Here is a 16,512-nt window from a genome sequence, read left to right as displayed (position 1 = left end):
CCCACCTACGCCCGCGACAGGATCCCAGAGACAGCATGAAACGCATGATCCGAGCAGTGTGCTTATAACCATCTCCGGATCGGTGCCGATTGCATGTTCGCCCTGCGTGATATGCACCCACGGCCCGGACATTAGGTTCGCGCCCTCTGATCACGGTTGCCGGCCCGCCGCTTGGCCGAATGGCTGTCGCAGATTGCACGCCCGATCCGGTCCAGACCCACCTCATGTTGCACCGCACCGATCGCCTTGGCCGCCTTTGGCATGCCGTAAACGACGCAGGAATCCTCGTTCTGCCCGAACGTCGTGGCCCCCGCCTGGGCGAGCTTGAGCAAGCCTTCAGCGCCATCGCGGCCCAAACCGGTGAGCAATGCGGCGGAAACATGTTTGGCTTCTGCTTCGGCGGAGCTGAACAACACGTCCACAGAGGGGCAATGCAAGGCCACGGGTTCATTGGCAGAAAAGCGACAAAACCAACTGCCGTTGATCCGTTTTAATTCAGTATGTTGACCATTTCCCGGAGCGAGGACGATGTCGCCGCGCTGCAGGGCCTTGTTTTCCTGCGCCAGAAAAACCGTCTGGGGCAATTGCCGGTTCAACCTCTCCGAAAAGCTTTGCAGAAAATTGCCAGGCATGTGCTGTACGACAACCACCGGAGGCCCCTCAGGATCTAACATCGGCAGAACAGTTTCCAACGCGGCCACGCCGCCTGTCGAGGCTCCGATCAGAACAATCGCGCCGCGGCGACAGGGGCGACGAACACCCTTGTCGGCGATGTTTTGCATGATGTCCTGCGCGGTCTGCTCAGGCTGCGCAGGCCGCTGCAGTTGGGACGGTCTGGTAGAAGCTGCCTGGTACACGCGCTCGCAGATGTCCTGTGTCAATTCCTCGCCAAATCGCTTTGACGGTTTGACCATGCAGTCAATTGCGCCGCGAGAGAGCGCCTGAATAGCGGCATCGCTGCCCGCTGCCGTCAGACTGGACATCATGACGACGGGCATTGGCCGCGCGCGCATCAGCCGGGTCAGAAATTCCAGACCGCTCATGCCCGGCATCTCGATATCCAAGGTGACGACATCGGCTTTGTGAGCGCGCAGAAAGTCGCGGGCCTCGACCGCATTGCTGGCTTCTGCAACCACTTCGAGACGCGGGTCTGCAGAGAGCACGGCCCGTATCCAGGCGCGCATTGCCCTGGAATCGTCAACGACAAGGACTTTCTTGGGCGCGGGATTTCCGAATGGCGTCGCGGTAGAGCGTATTCCTGTCACGACAATTTCCTGTACAAAAACAATCAGAACGGCAGAATGCCGTGCGTCTGAACGCCTGTTTTGTATGGCAAAGACTTATGAAGCGAGCATTAACGGCCGCCGTTTTCCACCCTGCGGCCATGTTGGTCCTGCATCTGAACGGCAGCCGGCGAAGGGTCCGTCAGGCCCTGTGCTCAGCGATCAGCTGACGTGACACGATCATCCGCATGATCTCGTTCGTGCCCTCCAGAATCTGGTGAACCCTCAGGTCGCGCACAATTTTTTCCATACCGTAGTCCGAAAGGTAGCCATAGCCGCCGTGGATCTGCAGCGCATCATTCGCGACGTCAAAGGCGACATCGGTGACAAAGACTTTTGCCATTGCACAGAACTTTGTCGCATCCACCGCCTGTTGATCCAGTTTCCACGCGGCCTGTCGCAAGAAAACGCGCGCGGCCTGAAGTTTCACTTCCATATCCGCAAGCTTGAACTGCAACGCCTGAAACTGATTGATGGATTTGCCGAAAGCCTTGCGATCACCGGCGTAAGCAAGCGCTGCGTCGAGGGCCGACTGCGCGCCCCCCAGGGCCGAAGCCGCGATGTTCAGTCGTCCACCGTCCAACCCGGCCATGGCGTAGGTAAAGCCCCGCCCCTCTTCGCCGATCAGGTTGTCCGCCGGTACCGCGCAATCGTCGAATTGCACCTGAGCGGTCGGTTGTGCCCGCCAGCCCATCTTGCTTTCCAGACCACCAAAGGACAGCCCGTCCGACCCGTCCTCGATCACCATTGCCGAGATCCCCTTGGGACCCTCATCGCCGGTGCGCACCATGCTCAGGTAGGCATCCGAATAGCCGCCTCCGGAAATGAAAGCTTTGGTGCCGTTCAGACGGTAGCCTTCGTTGGTCCGCGTCGCGCGGGTGCGCAACGCCGCAGCGTCAGAGCCCGACCCCGGTTCGGTCAGGCAATAGGAGAAAACGGTCTTCATCGTGCACATCTGTGGCAGCCACTTGGCCTTGCTGTCTTCCGATCCGAACTTGTCGATCATGCCGCCACACATGTTGTGTATCGACAGGAACGACGCCACTGCCGGGCAGGACATGGACAGTGCCTCGAAAACCATGGTCGCGTCCAGCCTGCTGAGCCCGGACCCGCCGTATTCCTCGGACACGTAGATACCGCCTAGCCCCAGTTCGGCCACTTTGGGCCACAGGTCCTTGGGGATCGTGCCCTGCGTCTCCCATTCGCGCGCATGGGGCGCGATATGCTCCTGCCCAAAGGCATAGGCCATATCGAAAATTGCGATCTGTTCTTCTGAAGCGGCAAAATCCAAGAGAGGGCCCTTTCCCTGTGGCGCGCCTGCTGCGCGGCTGTTGTGTGATGCAGTTTGAGATATCATCAATCTGCCGGGCTGCAACAGGTCAGCCTGACGCGTCAGACAAAATCCAGATATCGGTTGAATGGCATCTCGCGCAGGCGCTGCCCGGTCGCGGCATAGATAGCATTGGCCAGCGCCGGTGCTGCCGGTGGCACCGGGGGTTCGCCGATACCTCTGATTTTCGCTGCGGTCTCAAGGCCGCGCACCCTGATTTCCGGCGTCTGGGAAAACCGCATCCCTTCGGCATCATAGTAGTTCGCCTGCGCCACCTGCCCGTCAGAAAATGTGATCTCTGAATTGATCGCGTGGCCCAGTGCCCAAATCACCCCACCCTGTACCTGGTTCTCGAAATTGTCCGGGTCGATGACCCGCCCCACGTCGGCGGCGACAAAAACCGTGTCGATCCTGATCCCGGCGGTGGTCTCGGCCACCTCCACAACCTCGGCGACCGGGACGCCGAAAGAGCTGACGAGGGCAAGGCCCCGCCCCCGTCCATCTGGCATGGCGCTGCCCCAGTCCGACATGTCGGCCACGGCCTCCAGCACGCCCCTGGCCACCGGATCGTTCACCAGGCGCAGGCGCTCAGTCATCGGATCGGCACCGGCTGCAAGGATCAGCTCATCCAGCGCGCATTCCGCAAAGAACCCGGCTGTCGATGCGCCAACGGACCGCCACGAACTGGTTGGCGCCAACTCCGGGGCGGCATAGGCCGCGACGCGCAGATCGGGAATGTCATAGGGCATGTTCCATGCGCCCGCAGCGATCTGCGTGTCAGGCCCCGGAACAGGCATACCGACCCGCCCCATCTGGCTGCGCACGGCAGAGGGGGTGGCGATTTCAAGGTTCAGGGCGGTGACCTGCCCGTCGCGCACCTTACCCGTGGCGCGCGCCATGCCGATCTGGCGCGGGTAGTCTTGCGCAAAGTCTTCTTCGCGGCTGAAGGTCAGCTTGACCGGCGTACCCTCCAGCTGCATGGCGATTTCGGTGGCGCGGTCGATATTGTCGAACTCAAGACGATGCCCGAAACTGCCCCCGGCAAACTGATTGTGAAACACGACCTGATCCGGCCGCAGACCGGTCCGCTCTGCCACGCGCTGCTGAACGAACCGAGGCATCTGGTGCGATGCCCAGACCTCCGCCCTGTCCTGCGTGACTTTCACGGTAGCGTTCAGCGGCTCCAGAGGTTGATGCGCCACATAGGGTGCTTTGTAGGTCACCGACATGTCGGGATCGCTTTTCAGTGCCGCAAGCGCATCCCCGTCGTCCCGCCAGACCTTGTCCAATGCGTCAGGGGAAAACGCGGCTGCTACCGCGGCCCAATGGTCCGCCTGTTCGGCCGGGTAAGGCGCTTCGCCCCAGTCATAGTCAATCGCATCAAGGGCCTGCATCGCATACCAGGTATTCTCTGCGATCACCGCCACCCCGCCGGTCACCCGCAGGATGCGCTGAACGCCGCGCAGAGAGGCCGCCGCCTGGGCCTCGAAACTCTTCAGCCCGCCGCCCTTGCGCGGATTGCACCTGACGGCGGCAAACACCATGCCGTCCAGTTGCAGATCAATACCGTAGGGCTGACGACCGGTGGACTTCGCGACAATATCTAGCCGCTGCATCTGCTGACCAATCAGGCGCCATTGGTCGGGGCTGCGCAGGTTGACATCTGTCACCGGATCCAGCGTGGCGGCGATTTCCGCGAGCTCGGTGTAGGGAATGCTCACGCCATCCGGCAGAACAACTGTACCGCCCCGCGTGCCGAGCGCCGGGACCGGTTGACCGGTCATTTCAGCCGCCGCCGCTTTCAGCGTTTCACGGGCAACAGCCCCCGCCCGCCGCAGCTTGTCGAAGCTGTCGGGCACCGAGGTTGACCCGCCGGTGACCTGAACCCCGGCAAGCTTCATCATCATGCCCATCGCCTCCCGCGTTGTTTCGGCCAGAACTCCGGTGTCCGTGGACATGAACGGCACCGCGTCATCCGCAAGGGCCGTGTTGAAATACGCAGGGTCAGGTTGGGCGAGCTCGGTCTCGAACTGACCAAACTCCAGATCCATTTCCTCGGCGATCAGCGCGGCCTGCATGGAGGCTGCCCCCTGCCCCAGATCAACATGGGGCGTGATCAGAGTAACACCCTGCGACGTGACCCGCACATAGGGGTTGAAACTGGCCTCGTCCGGCCCCAGCGACCTGCGCAAAGGGTTTGAATGCGGGGTCATCACACGGTAAGTGCCAAATGCCACGCCACCGGCGATTGCCGCTGATCCGATCAGCAAGCCGCGTCGTGTCATTGTGCCAATACGGGACATAAAAAGCTCCATTGCGCGAGTTCATCACACGCCTACAGGTGTATTTTTCGTCCGAAAACCCGGTCATCGGGTGTACGCAGAATAACCGAACGTCACCCACGCGCTCAATACCCGGTCATCTCCAGATACCCCCGGCCCGAATGGCTGCCGCTGATCGTCACTGGGCCTTCCCAATAGGGGATGGAAGTCGCCATCCACGCCTGCGGGTTCAGGGCCCGGATTGTGACATTTACACCCTTTTGCGGCAGCATTGCCCGCCACGTCGTGGGGATCATTCGCCCCGCGACAGCGCTCTTGGCCATTGGCAGGGCGCTGAATGCGCCGTCCGGAAACGCTGTGGCCTCGCCCTGCGGGCTGATCCATGTGGCCGCGGTATAATCATCACCCTCGGTGTCGCGCAGCGTGAACCCCATCAGCTTGGCACCGTCATCGAATGACATGGAGAACCAGTCCCAACTGACCTGCGACGCGCCCAGCGGTTGCGACGCCCATTCCCGGTCCATCCAGGCCTGGCCGGTGACGTCGATCTCGCCGTCGGGCAGTTTCAACGTGCCGGCGATGTCAAAGAATGGCTGCGAGTAGTAATAGCTTGCCCGGCCAGAGGCTGATTTCTGCGAAAAGCCATCTTCGCCATGGAACACCAAGGGCCCCTGTGCCGTCAAAGCCATGTCATACGAAAAGGTCGGCCCGGCCGCGCGCAGGCTCACGGCCTCCATGTCGGCCCCTGCCATCTGCCAGTCATCGATCCAGGCTTCAAAAGGCGACGCGGTCACGCCCGCCTGCCCGATCCCGCCCCGTGCCCGCCGTTCCGCGACGTGATGATGAGTTGGCGTGGTGACGGCCGCATGCCCCAGCCAAAGCTGCGGGCTGTCCCAGTCCGATGTGTCCTCGGGCGCAAGGGCACTTCGGAACAACGTCCACTGCAGGCCGTAGGGCGTGCCTTCGGCATCCTGCAGGTTCGCGGTGACGTACCACCATTCGATGCGATACGCCGGATGCGCGCCATGATCGGCGGGAAAGTCAAACGCGTAACCCCGGTGCGGAACAGCGAAGCCTTCCGCATCGCTGCCAAGACCCGCAAACCCCTGCGCAAACGCCGAACAGGCCAGCGACATCCACAGAAAAACAATCAGAACCAGCGGGTTACCGTTCATTGCTAAACACCCTCAACAACCTGTCCGGCGGCGTGCGCGCCAGCCGGATGGCAGGCCACAGGGCCGCCAGCAGCGCGGCGCACAGAGTCAGTATCCCCAGCTGCAGGTATTCTGCCGGGAAGAGGAACATTGGCAGACGCCAGCCAAAGGCCTCAACATTGACCACCGCCAGCAGAACCCATGCCAGCATCAGCCCAAGCGGCACCGCAAAAAGCCCGGTGATGGCAGCCAGACAGAGCGCGCGCAGCAGTTCCAGCAGCGCAAGGTGACGCCGTGTCAGGCCAAGCGCCCAGACGGGTGCAAGCTGCGGCAGCCTCAGGGTCGCAAGCGTCAAGAGGCTGATGAGAATGGCCAGCCCGGCGACAGAGAGCGTCAGCAGGTTCAACGCCGCCGTCACGGAAAATGTGCGTTCGAATACCGACAGGGAGAATGCCTTGAGTTGCGCCTGATCGATCAGCGCGTCCCCCTGCAGCCCGTAGGTCGCCCGGAGGTATTGCGCGACAGCCTCTGGATCATCAGCGCGCAGCCCAAAGCGCACGGCCCGCTTTTGCGGGTACCTGCGGGCGAACTCGGCCTCGGAAATGACGACCTGGCCTGCCGCGTTGCCATAGTCGCTGTATACGCCCAGGACAGGATCACCGGTGGGCAGCGCGTCGCCCGGCCCAAGGTCATTTCGCCGCGCCAGTTGCTCGTTGATCAACGCGCCCCTGTCCGCTGCGAGCTGGTCCCAGACGTCCGGCACGGCCGCCAGAATGGGCCAGTTTTCGCGGTATGTCGCGTGGTCGCGCACGCCGTAGATCTCGGCGGGCAGTCCGGCAATGCGGATCTCTTCAGAGATGATGGGCAGCACGGTCACCCCCCGGGTGACCAGATCGGAGGTAACGATTTCCGCCTGGTCCGCCGTGTCGAGACGCAGGTAAAGCTCTGACGACAGGCGTTGATCGAGGTACCCGGTGAACGTCAGCCGGAAACTCGATACCATGGTCGACACACCAATATTGGCCGCCATCGCCAAAAGCAACGCCATCAGGGCCATGGACAGCCCGGGCAGCTGTTGCCTGCTGTCCGCCCAGAACCACTCCGCCAGCGCGCCACGGCTGATCCGACCGGCGGCCTGCAGCGCCAGGGCCAACAGGGCGGGCAGGCAGAACGCGGCCCCCACCAGCAGGCAGGCCAGCAGGGCGAACCCGGCAAAGAGCCCTTCTCCCCAAAGGGCAAACGCAAACCCCGACACGAAAAGCAGGCAGGCCACCGCCGCCATCCAGCGCCCCGACGCGAGCGCGTGCATGCTCATGGCGCGCGGGTGATTGAACGACAAGAGCGGCAGGCGGGCAAGCTTGATCAGGGCCGCCGCCGCCGCAATCCCGGTGCCTGCAAAGGCCATGCCCAGGCCCGACAGCCACCATGCCGGGCGCAGCTGCAACTGACCGGTGATTTCGGCCCCGTAGAGACCGCGCAGCGTGGCCGCCACATCCGGCAGCAGAGCAGCGGCGATCAGGTACCCAAGGGCCACCCCGAGACCACCCGCAATCAACGAGAAGACACCAAGTTCCAGCGCCAGCAAGACCATCAGGCGCCGCACCGGCATCCCCAGCGCGCGCAGGGTCCGGAACACCCCGCGACGCTGCTCGAATGCCAGTCCGACGGCGCCATAGACGATAAAAATGCCGACAGCGAAGGACAAAAGCCCAAATGCGGTCAGGTTCAGATGAAAACTCCGGGTCAGCCGCGCCACATCGGTTTGCCCCGCGCCGCTCTCGATCCGGTAGGTCTCCGGTATCGGCGGCAGACCCATCGGCTGCACGGTATCCACGATCAGGCGCGTGATTTCATCCGGTTTGCGCAACAGCCCCTGCACCGTGGCGATATCCCCGAGCGCTGTGCCGACGGGTCGCTGCGCATTCAGGTGCAACGTCACGTTTTCCTCTGTGAAAGCCGCCGCGTCATCCGGATGCACAAAAAGCGCGCGCGCCTGCAACAGCGTGCCGTTGCCGCGCGCCGCCTCCGTGCCAGCGGTCTCCCGCTCCAAAAGGGATTGCGGCAGCGTCATCGGTTCTATGCCGACAAGCTGCACCACGTGATCGTTACGTTCAATGGTGCCTTCGATGACCGGGCTGACCTGCCATCCCATGCGGCGCAAGGCAACGTAATCCTGCGTGGAAAACGCCGATCCGTCGGCCTTGCGCATTGCATTGAAAGCGCCCGATGCCAACACGTCTGCCGCCTTATCGTAGCTTGCGCGCGCCTCGGCATTGATCGCCTGCACACCGCACCACAAGGCAGTGGCAAGCGCCAGCCCGGCAATCAGGGTCAACAGCTGCCACGGGTTGCGCCGCCAGTGTGACAGCAGGGCGATCAGGCCCAGGCGGGTCACGATGCGGCCACCGCGACACCTGCGCGCTGTACCCTGCCGCGTGACAGCGTCAGACGCCGCTGCATTCTCGCAGCCTGCCGGGGCGAATGGGTGACCATCAGGATCGCCGTGCCCGCCTCCGCCGCACTTTCCAGCATCAGGCCCAGGACCGTATCCGCCGTCGCCTCATCCAGGTTGCCGGTCGGTTCGTCCGCCAGCAGCAGCTTGGGGCGCGCCGCCAGCGCACGTGCGATCGCCACCCGCTGCTGCTGCCCGCCGGAAATCGCCTCGGGGTATTTCTGCAGGTGATCCTGCAGGCCGATCCGCGTTGCCAGATACTGCGCCCAGTCGGGATCATGCCGCCCGGCCAGCCGTGCGTGAAAGGCGATATTGCTTTGTACCGTCAGGCTGGGGATCAGGTTGAACTGCTGAAAAATCAGCCCCACCGTGTCTCGCCGCAATTGCGCGGTCCTGCCATCGGGCAGCGATGTGATGTCGATGCCATCAACCTCGATCAGGCCGCCACTCGCCCGGTCCAGCCCGCCGACCAGATGCAGCAGCGTGCTTTTGCCGCTGCCGGATTCACCTTCAAGGGCCAGCGTTTCAGTGCCATCGAGTTCAAAGCTTACATCCGTGAGCACCTCGACCGGTTCCGCACCCGTATCGTAGCGTTTCGACAGATGTTGTATGTTCAGCACCATGGGCTGTCCTGACAGTTGTGTTGTTACTGACATGGCGCATTTCACGGATTGCGCAAGCCCATCCGTGCCGACCTGTGGCATCAGACCACGGGTGCTACCACCGCCCGGCATAGCTGCCCACCAGATGATCGATCAGTGCCCGAACACGCGATGTTAGGTGCCGGTTCGGCGGGTATAATGCATAAAGCCCCATATCCTCGGTCTTGTAGTCCGCAAAGAGACGCAGCAGTTGCCCCGTGGCCAGCGCGGTTTCGACCGCGTACATGGGGCTCATCGCCACGCCAAGACCGCCCATCGCCATTTCAGCGATTGCCGCCGGTGCATTGGCGTGAAACCCACCCGACACATGTATCGCGTGACTGCGGCCATTCTTGAAAAACGGCCATGTTTCAGGGGCAAGGCGGCCGTCGTTGATCAGGCAGCTGTGGGTTGACAGGGCCGCGGGATGATCGGGTGTACCATGTGTGGCCAGATAGTCAGGCGATGCGCAAATGACCAGCGGCATGTCCGATAGTTTCCGCGCAACCAGCGTCGAATCCGGCAGCGCGCCGATCCGAATGGCAAGGTCCAGCCCTTCTTCGACAAGGGCAACCCGCGTGTCGGTCAGCCGCAGATCAAGGGTGACACCGGGATGTGTCTGCATGAAGTCCCGCAGCGGCGGAATAAGCTTGGTGCTGCCAAAACCCGTGGGGGCCGTCAGGCGGATCGGGCCGGACAGCGCGGTTTGCCGGTCCTGCACAAGGGCATCCAACTCGTCAAACTGTTCCAGCAGCGATTTACAGCGCTCAAGGTAGGCCTGACCGGAATCGGTCAGCGCGACGCTGCGTGTCGTGCGGTTGAACAATTGCACGGCCAGACGGTTTTCCAATTGCGCCACGTATTTGCTGACGAGCTTGGTGCTGACACCCAGCCTTTTTGCCGCAGCCGTGAAGCTTTTGTCCTGTGCGACGGCGGCAAAAGCGCGCATCGTTTCGATCTTGTCCATTGCGCAAGGTACATCCTGTAATTTATGTCCTTTTCGTACATAATAATTCGCGTAATTGATATATTATTCTCATTTCGGACGTTCCCTAGATTGCCCTCACGATACGGACCTCCCTGATCTGAAGACATCGAAAGGAACAGTTTATGCCCGCGCCCGTTCGCATTCACCGGTTTGCCAAATCCGGTCACAGTCACCGAGTTGAGCTTTTTGCCAGCCTGATCGGCATCGATTACGAGTTGATCGACGTCGATCTCGCCAATGGGGCTCACAAGGCCGAGCCCTTCCTGTCGCTGAACCCCGCAGGCCAGGTGCCGGTGCTGGAGGATGGCGACACCGTGATCACAGATTCCAACGCGATCCTCGTGTATCTGGCGCGCAAGTATGCGCCGGACTGGTTGCCTGCCTCACCGGTGATGGAGGCCCAAGTACAGCGTTTCCTGTCGCTGGCAGCGGGGGAAATTGCCAATGGTCCCGCCGCCGCCCGGCTGATCACCGTCTTCGGTGCTGCGCTGGATGCGGATCGTTGCAAGGCGGTGGCAACAATTGCCCTGAACCGGCTTGAACAGCATCTGCAGAACCGGGAGTGGCTGGTTGGCGCCCGCCCCAGCATCGCCGATGTCGCGATCTACAGCTACACAGCACATGCGCCGGAGGGCAACATCTCCCTTGAGGAGTATCCAAATGTGCGCGCCCTGCTGACCCGGATCGAACACCTGAAAGGTTTCGTGCCGATGCCCGCCACCAAGGCCGGTCTGGCCGCCTGATCTGGGCCGCGCGGCGCACCTGTGCCGCGCGCCTTATTCGAAGGGAAGAAGATCGATGCCCACAGACAGCGGATGGACCCAAAAAACCTCTCCCTTTCACAGGGGCGAGCGTGCCGCGCAGGAAAAATCCGGGGTGCGCGACAGGTTGGAAACACTGGGCCGACGTGCGGTGCGCGATTTCATGCCCGACCAGCACAGAGCTTTTTTCGCTGATCTCCCGATGATCTTCGTCGGACATGTGGATGACGCCGGCTGGCCATGGGCCTCGGTGCTTTATGGCGGTCCGGGTTTTATCACCACTCCGGACAGCCGCAGCCTGACACTCACGGCGCAGCCGCTTGCGGGCGACCCGCTGAACGACGCCCTGACACCGGGCAGATCCCTGGGGTTCGTGGGAATGGGTCTGAGCAACCGGCGGCGCAACCGTGTAAACGGGCACGTCGCGCAGGTGGGAGACCAGGGTTTCGAGGTTTCGGTGGATCAGTCGTTCGGCAACTGCCCGCAATACATCAAGACCCGCGACGCAGATCTCACGCACCACGCCAGAAGCGCGCCGGTCAAGGAAACGAGTGACACGCTGGATGATGCGGCGCGACAGATGATCCGCGCAGCCGAAACATTCTTTGTCGCCACAGCAACCCAACCTCATGCGGCCGGCGGTGGCGTGCATGGCGCGGATGTATCTCACCGCGGCGGTCGGCGCGGGTTTGTAAAGGTTGAGCGCGACACGCTCACCGTCCCGGACTTTTCCGGAAACAATTTCTTCAACACGCTCGGAAACATGATCGAGAACCCGCGCGCCGGCCTGCTATTCATTGATTACACGACAGGAGACCTGTTGATGGTCAGCGGTACGACCGACATCCACTGGGACCCGCAAGAGATTGCGGAATTTCGCGGGGCGACGCGGTTCTGGCAGTTGAAAGTGCGCCGGGTTCTTCGGCTGCGCGCCGCGCTGCCCGTAACCTGGACAGAGCAGGACGGCGCGCCCAACATCGAAAAGACCGGCACATGGGACGAGGTTGCGGCAGCGCTGGCAGCCCGCCGCTAAAACGCGCTCAGTAAAGCCCGGCGGTGCGGGCGCGCAACCGGATCAACGCGAGCACGGTGTCGACGGTCGGTGTCGGCGTGTCGGTTATTTGTCCCAACTCCTGCACGGCGGTGACCAACGCATCGATCTCCATCGGGCGTCCCGCATCCAGATCCTGCAGCATCGATGTTCGATGCGCACCAACCGCAGCCCCCCCGTCGATCCGGCGGTCGACGCTTACAGGAAACTTCACGCCGAGCTTTTCAGCAATGGTCTGGGCCTCCAGCATCATGCCGCGCGCCACCGCGCGGGTGCCTGCGTCGTTGCACAGCACATCCAGCGTCGCATGGGTGAGCGCGGAAATCGGATTGAACGACAGGTTGCCCCAGAGCTTGACCCATATTTCATCGCGCAACCTGGGACGCACCGGCGCTTTCAGACCTGCGGAAACAAGCACTTTCGACAGCGCCGTCGCCCGATCGGATTTCGACCCGTCCGGTTCGCCCAGCGAAAACCGGTTCCCCTCAATATGGCGAATGACACCGGGTTCGCTGACTTCGGCGGCGGGATAGACCACGCACCCCAGCACCCGCTCCGGACCCCATCCGTTCCACTGCACGTCATCCGGGTCGACACTGCGCAGGCGCGTGCCCTCCAGATCACCGCCGCTTTTGTAAAAATACCACCAGGGCACGCCGTTGACGCCGCTGACAATGGTGGTGCCGGGATGCATCAGGGGCTGAAGCTTCGGAACGACGGAGGGCACGGAATGCGCTTTCAGCGTCACGATGACGTAATCCTGCGGGCCGAGATCTTCGGGCTTTTCACGCGCGCGGACATCAACGGTTGTTCTGCCCGCTTCCGCATCGATCAGCGTGAGGCCTTTCTCCTGCATCGCGGCCAGATGCGGGCCGCGCGCGACAAGGCTCACGTCCGCGCCGGCCTGCGCCAGCTTGACCCCCATGTACCCACCAATGGCCCCGGCCCCGAATATGCAAATTCTCATGTCAGGCCTTTTCCACCAGTCCCAATTTCTCGGCGAGGCCGATGCGCTGCATCTTGCCTGTCGCGCCCTTGGGAATTTCATCCATGATGATGACTTTGCGCGGCACCTTGAAATCGGCCATGCGCGTGGCGGCAAAGCTGCGGATATCCTGTGCGCTGGCCTCTGCGCCTTCGCGCAGGACAACCGCGGCGGCGACCTCTTCGCCCAGCTTTGGATGGGGCAGCGCAAAGGTCACGACCTGCCCCACCGCCGGATGATCCAGCAACACGCCGTCCACTTCAAGCGGGCTGATCTTTTCACCGCCGCGGTTGATGATTTCCTTCAACCGTCCGGTCAGGACAAGATAACCATCCTCATCAAAGGCGCCCTGATCACCGGTGCGGAACCACCGATGGCCTTCTGCGTCAAAAAAGCTCTTCTCGTTGGCTTCCGGGTTGCCCTCGTACCCGGGGGTAACATTGGGTCCGGAAATCACGACCTCGCCGATATCGTCGATCAGGTGGTTCTCCGTTTCATGCGCGATACGCACCATAGGCCCGGCCTCGACACCCACCGATCCGGGTTTTTGCGCGCCGTCGTCCAGAGGATTGGAGGCCATCTGGTGCGCGGCCTCGGTCATCCCGTAACCTTCCACAACCGGCGCGCCGAACGTATCCCCGAGCGCCAGCATCACCTGGGCCGGCAGCGAGGCGGAAGAGGAGCGCAGGAACCGCAGGCGGGTGGCGTCAATGATCTCCTCATTGCGTGCCGCCCGGGCCAGGATCGCCTGATGCATCGTGGGCACGGCGGTGTACCATGTCGGCTTTGCCTCCTTCATCCAGCCAAAAAACTTCAGCGCGTCGAAGCCCGGCGCGCACCAGACAGAGGCACCGGCGGCCAGCGAAGCTGCAACAGCCGCGATCAGCCCGTGGATGTGGAAGAGCGGCATGACATTCAGGCACCGATCCTCCGGCGTCAGGTTCAGCGACATCCGCACGTGTTCCGCCGAGGCTGCAACATTAGACTGCAACAGCGGAACGATCTTGGGGCGCGACGTTGTGCCCGACGTATGCAGGATGAGCGCGACATCATCGGGCGAGACATCCTTTTTACCAACGATCCCTGAATGTTCCGAGCTGAGAGTGAAGTAGCCGGCCGGCGAGCCGACCGGAACGCGCAGGCGAATAACCATCATGCCCGCCTTTTCGGCGGCACCCAGCGCCGCGCCGTCGTAATCCTCTGCCACAACAAGGGCCTTGGCCTTCAGGTCCGACAGGTAAAAGGCATATTCCTCTTCGCGATAAGCCGGGTTCAGCGGCGCGGTTGTGGCCACCTGTGCAATGCTGACAAATGCCGCCGCCATCTCCGGCCCGTTGGGCAGCACGATCGCGACCCTGTCGCCCTTGCCGATCCCCATGCCGTGCAGCGCGTCGGCGACTTCGTGAGCCAGATCGCGCAGACACTCATAGGTCATCCAACCACGATCCGGTGCGCCGATCGCAAGGGCTGACCCGTCATGTTCGGAGAGCAATGATTGTATGGTTTTGTGCATGAGGATGTCCTTGCTTCGAGTGTATGGCATGCCAGCGACCGCTTGAAATCACTGCTAACTCAATTGCTTCCGGATGCCACGCGGAGAAATGCTCACCGGTCTTTAAAAAATCGCGCCGTGACCGAATTGATATGTTTCGCACGATGTTTTCTGATCCGCGCTATCACGGTGGTGACAGCCGGGCCGCAACCAAGCCCCGGGTGCGGATGGGGCTTTTCCCGCTGCGCCGGGTGATCACCGAAGCGCCACGCAGCAAGCTGTCGTGCGGCCCGGAGCGGCGCAGGTCACGGAGGGCCGCCCGCAGGTCGTCAGGGGCCGTATCACGTTCTGAGGGGGGTGGTTTCATCTGCGCGTTACGCTCCGACAGCAGCTCAGCAATTACAAGATTACGCCAATAATCGTGCCTCGCCATTCGAAATCAAGGGTAAAGCTTGAGTTTCAGCGGATTGGTTGCGATAGCTCGAGACAGTTATGCTGTTTGACAGCAGGTTCTTACGCACAGGAAAAACCATGCCGACATTCGTCATCGAAACACCTCCGGTCGTGACCTTGCCCGTTGTTGGCACGGAGGCGCTTTTCCCGGTGCGCCGGGTGTATTGTATTGGTCGAAACTACGCAGCACATGCCATTGAAATGGGTCACGATCCGGACCGTGAAGCGCCGTTTTTCTTTCAGAAGAACCCCGATAACCTCGATACCAGCGGCGCGTTTCCCTACCCGCCTCACACCTCCGATGTGCACCACGAGGCCGAGCTTGCCGTCATGCTGCGCAGCGGCGGCACCAATATCCCGGTGTCGACAGCGCTCGACCATGTCTTTGGATATGCGCTGGCGCTGGATATGACGCGCCGCGATCTGCAGGGCGATATGAAGAAAGCGGGGCGGCCCTGGGAGATCGGCAAGGCCTTCGAACGCTCCGCGCCTGTGGGGCCGGTGCACCCCGCCTCTACCGTTGGCCATTTGGATACAGGCGCCATCTCATTGACCGTGAACGGAGCGTTGCGACAGGAAGGCGACCTGAACCAGTTGATCTGGAAAGTGCCAGAAATGATCGCCTATCTTTCCGAGTACTTCGAACTGGCGGCGGGCGATGTGATCTTGTCGGGCACACCCTCCGGCGTGGGACCGGTGGTCAGGGGCGATACGATGGAGGTATCCATCGAAGGGTTGGGCAGGATGACGGTTGCGGTTGTGTGAGTGTTTCGACTGCAGGCTACCCGTCGTTCCCCTCGGCAGGGCAAACAAGCGGGCGCTGCGCGCTTGCGGCCCGCGACAGGGCGCACCCGCCAGGCGCGACCGCCTGAATGATCGCTGAGCTGTTGCATGCAGGTCTTGGCTGGCCCATCGCGATTGTGCTGATCGGCACAAGCTTTCTGGGCTCGCTGATCACGGCGGGTTTCGGCATCGGCGGGGGCGCTGTCATGCTGGCGGTGCTGGCAACCTTCGTTCCACCGGCGGCAATCGTGCCGGTGCACGGGCTGGTGCAGCTGGGGTCAAATGCCGGGCGATTTTTCCTGTTCAGAAAAAACGTCTACACCAGCATGATGACGCCCTTTGTGCTTGGCTCTCTCGCGGGGATCGCTGTCGGAGGTCTGTCCGTGGTTCAGCTGGATGCAGGGGCGCTGCAGATCGCGGTCGGCCTGTTTATCCTGTGGACAATCCTGTTCAGGCCGCCGGCGCTGATGCGCAAATCCGCGGCGGTGACCGGTGCGCTGTCCAGCTTCCTGACCATGTTCTTCGGGGGCACCGGCCCCTTCGTCGCAGCCTATATCAAGACACTTGAACTGGACCGGATAACACATGTCGCGACACATGCGGCGTGCATGACGCTTCAGCATCTTCTGAAAACCATCGTCTTCGGCCTGCTTGGTTTCGCCTTTTCACAATGGGCGGGTCTGATTGTCCTGCTGATCGTCTCGGGGTTTCTCGGCTCCGTCGCCGGGCGTCACCTGCTCTTTCGGATCAACGAGCGATTTTTCATACGCCTGCTCAACACCATCCTGACCATTCTGGCCCTCAGGCTGATCTATGCCGGGGCCACCGATATTTGGTTTCAAGCAGATTGACAGCCG

General features: G+C 62.1%; 14 protein-coding genes. 4 read left to right on the top strand and 10 right to left on the bottom strand.

All coding sequences use genetic code 11. The features are described from left to right. Window positions 1-131: 131 nt before the first annotated feature. The 7 genes from cheB to KX928_RS10515 form a co-directional block, all read right to left on the bottom strand. The gene (gene cheB, locus KX928_RS10545; RefSeq protein WP_308342289.1) at window positions 132-1,265 is read right to left on the bottom strand and encodes a chemotaxis-specific protein-glutamate methyltransferase CheB; all 1,134 of its coding nucleotides are present in this window, start codon (window positions 1,263-1,265) and stop codon (window positions 132-134) included. 160 nt (window positions 1,266-1,425) lie between these two features. Next, window positions 1,426-2,574 carry an acyl-CoA dehydrogenase family protein gene (locus tag KX928_RS10540; RefSeq protein WP_219501753.1) on the bottom strand — a complete coding sequence of 383 codons (1,149 nt, stop codon included), beginning with the start codon at window positions 2,572-2,574 and terminating at the stop codon, window positions 1,426-1,428. Between the two features lie 101 nt (window positions 2,575-2,675). After that, a complete protein-coding gene (locus KX928_RS10535; protein WP_219501752.1) occupies window positions 2,676-4,916 on the bottom strand; it encodes a xanthine dehydrogenase family protein molybdopterin-binding subunit in 2,241 nt (746 codons plus the stop codon). Between the two features lie 104 nt (window positions 4,917-5,020). Then, complete coding sequence (locus tag KX928_RS10530) at window positions 5,021-6,070, bottom strand: lipocalin-like domain-containing protein (RefSeq protein ID WP_219501750.1); 1,050 nt, start codon at window positions 6,068-6,070, stop codon at window positions 5,021-5,023. Then, on the bottom strand, window positions 6,060-8,444 hold the full coding sequence (locus tag KX928_RS10525; protein ID WP_219501748.1) for an ABC transporter permease: 2,385 nt from the start codon (window positions 8,442-8,444) through the stop codon (window positions 6,060-6,062). Before KX928_RS10525 ends, KX928_RS10530 begins: the two co-directional genes overlap by 11 nt. Continuing rightward, window positions 8,441-9,124 (bottom strand): ABC transporter ATP-binding protein, encoded by a 684-nt coding sequence (locus tag KX928_RS10520; protein ID WP_219502142.1) that lies wholly within the window; start codon window positions 9,122-9,124, stop codon window positions 8,441-8,443. Before KX928_RS10520 ends, KX928_RS10525 begins: the two co-directional genes overlap by 4 nt. Before the next feature lie 94 nt (window positions 9,125-9,218). Further along, the gene (locus tag KX928_RS10515) at window positions 9,219-10,109 is read right to left on the bottom strand and encodes a LysR family transcriptional regulator (RefSeq protein ID WP_219501747.1); all 891 of its coding nucleotides are present in this window, start codon (window positions 10,107-10,109) and stop codon (window positions 9,219-9,221) included. Window positions 10,110-10,252: 143 nt separating this feature from the next. Here KX928_RS10515 and KX928_RS10510 point away from each other — a divergent pair, with 143 nt between their 5' ends. Both KX928_RS10510 and KX928_RS10505 read left to right on the top strand, forming a co-directional pair. Then, window positions 10,253-10,873, top strand: coding sequence for a glutathione S-transferase family protein (locus KX928_RS10510; protein WP_219501745.1), 621 nt, complete (start codon window positions 10,253-10,255; stop codon window positions 10,871-10,873). Window positions 10,874-10,928: 55 nt separating this feature from the next. Continuing rightward, a complete protein-coding gene (locus KX928_RS10505) occupies window positions 10,929-11,924 on the top strand; it encodes a pyridoxamine 5'-phosphate oxidase family protein (RefSeq protein WP_219501743.1) in 996 nt (331 codons plus the stop codon). Between the two features lie 7 nt (window positions 11,925-11,931). Here KX928_RS10505 and KX928_RS10500 read toward each other — a convergent pair whose 3' ends face one another. The 3 genes from KX928_RS10500 to KX928_RS10490 form a co-directional block, all read right to left on the bottom strand. Next, window positions 11,932-12,909 (bottom strand): 2-dehydropantoate 2-reductase, encoded by a 978-nt coding sequence (locus KX928_RS10500; protein WP_219501741.1) that lies wholly within the window; start codon window positions 12,907-12,909, stop codon window positions 11,932-11,934. Between the two features lies 1 nt (window position 12,910). Further along, a complete protein-coding gene (locus tag KX928_RS10495) occupies window positions 12,911-14,440 on the bottom strand; it encodes an acyl--CoA ligase (protein WP_219501739.1) in 1,530 nt (509 codons plus the stop codon). A gap of 163 nt (window positions 14,441-14,603) precedes the next feature. After that, window positions 14,604-14,786 carry a hypothetical protein gene (locus tag KX928_RS10490; RefSeq protein ID WP_219501737.1) on the bottom strand — a complete coding sequence of 61 codons (183 nt, stop codon included), beginning with the start codon at window positions 14,784-14,786 and terminating at the stop codon, window positions 14,604-14,606. Window positions 14,787-14,950: 164 nt separating this feature from the next. Here KX928_RS10490 and KX928_RS10485 point away from each other — a divergent pair, with 164 nt between their 5' ends. Together KX928_RS10485 and KX928_RS10480 are read left to right on the top strand one after the other, a co-directional pair. After that, window positions 14,951-15,637, top strand: a complete 687-nt coding sequence (locus KX928_RS10485) for a fumarylacetoacetate hydrolase family protein (RefSeq protein ID WP_219501735.1) — start codon at window positions 14,951-14,953, stop codon at window positions 15,635-15,637. A gap of 107 nt (window positions 15,638-15,744) precedes the next feature. Continuing rightward, entirely contained in the window at window positions 15,745-16,506 is a 762-nt protein-coding gene (locus tag KX928_RS10480; protein WP_219501733.1) for a sulfite exporter TauE/SafE family protein, read from the top strand. The last annotated feature ends 6 nt before the right edge of the window (window positions 16,507-16,512 follow it).

Origin of the sequence: Roseobacter insulae, from assembly GCF_019375555.1 — a bacterium.
GTDB lineage: Bacteria > Pseudomonadota > Alphaproteobacteria > Rhodobacterales > Rhodobacteraceae > Roseobacter > Roseobacter insulae.
This window is presented reverse-complemented; position numbering and strand designations above follow the sequence as displayed.

What these genes read in the sequence shown, in the direction of transcription:
- KX928_RS10505 (WP_219501743.1), top strand. Translation starts at nt 10,929, where the DNA reads ATGCCCACAGACAGCGGATGGACCCAAAAAACCTCTCCCTTTCACAGG.
- KX928_RS10500 (WP_219501741.1), bottom strand. Translation starts at nt 12,909, where the DNA reads ATGAGAATTTGCATATTCGGGGCCGGGGCCATTGGTGGGTACATGGGG.
- KX928_RS10520 (WP_219502142.1), bottom strand. Translation starts at nt 9,124, where the DNA reads ATGGTGCTGAACATACAACATCTGTCGAAACGCTACGATACGGGTGCG.
- KX928_RS10530 (WP_219501750.1), bottom strand. Translation starts at nt 6,070, where the DNA reads ATGAACGGTAACCCGCTGGTTCTGATTGTTTTTCTGTGGATGTCGCTG.
- KX928_RS10510 (WP_219501745.1), top strand. Translation starts at nt 10,253, where the DNA reads ATGCCCGCGCCCGTTCGCATTCACCGGTTTGCCAAATCCGGTCACAGT.
- KX928_RS10480 (WP_219501733.1), top strand. Translation starts at nt 15,745, where the DNA reads ATGATCGCTGAGCTGTTGCATGCAGGTCTTGGCTGGCCCATCGCGATT.
- KX928_RS10485 (WP_219501735.1), top strand. Translation starts at nt 14,951, where the DNA reads ATGCCGACATTCGTCATCGAAACACCTCCGGTCGTGACCTTGCCCGTT.
- KX928_RS10490 (WP_219501737.1), bottom strand. Translation starts at nt 14,786, where the DNA reads ATGAAACCACCCCCCTCAGAACGTGATACGGCCCCTGACGACCTGCGG.
- KX928_RS10535 (WP_219501752.1), bottom strand. Translation starts at nt 4,916, where the DNA reads ATGTCCCGTATTGGCACAATGACACGACGCGGCTTGCTGATCGGATCA.
- KX928_RS10515 (WP_219501747.1), bottom strand. Translation starts at nt 10,109, where the DNA reads ATGGACAAGATCGAAACGATGCGCGCTTTTGCCGCCGTCGCACAGGAC.
- KX928_RS10495 (WP_219501739.1), bottom strand. Translation starts at nt 14,440, where the DNA reads ATGCACAAAACCATACAATCATTGCTCTCCGAACATGACGGGTCAGCC.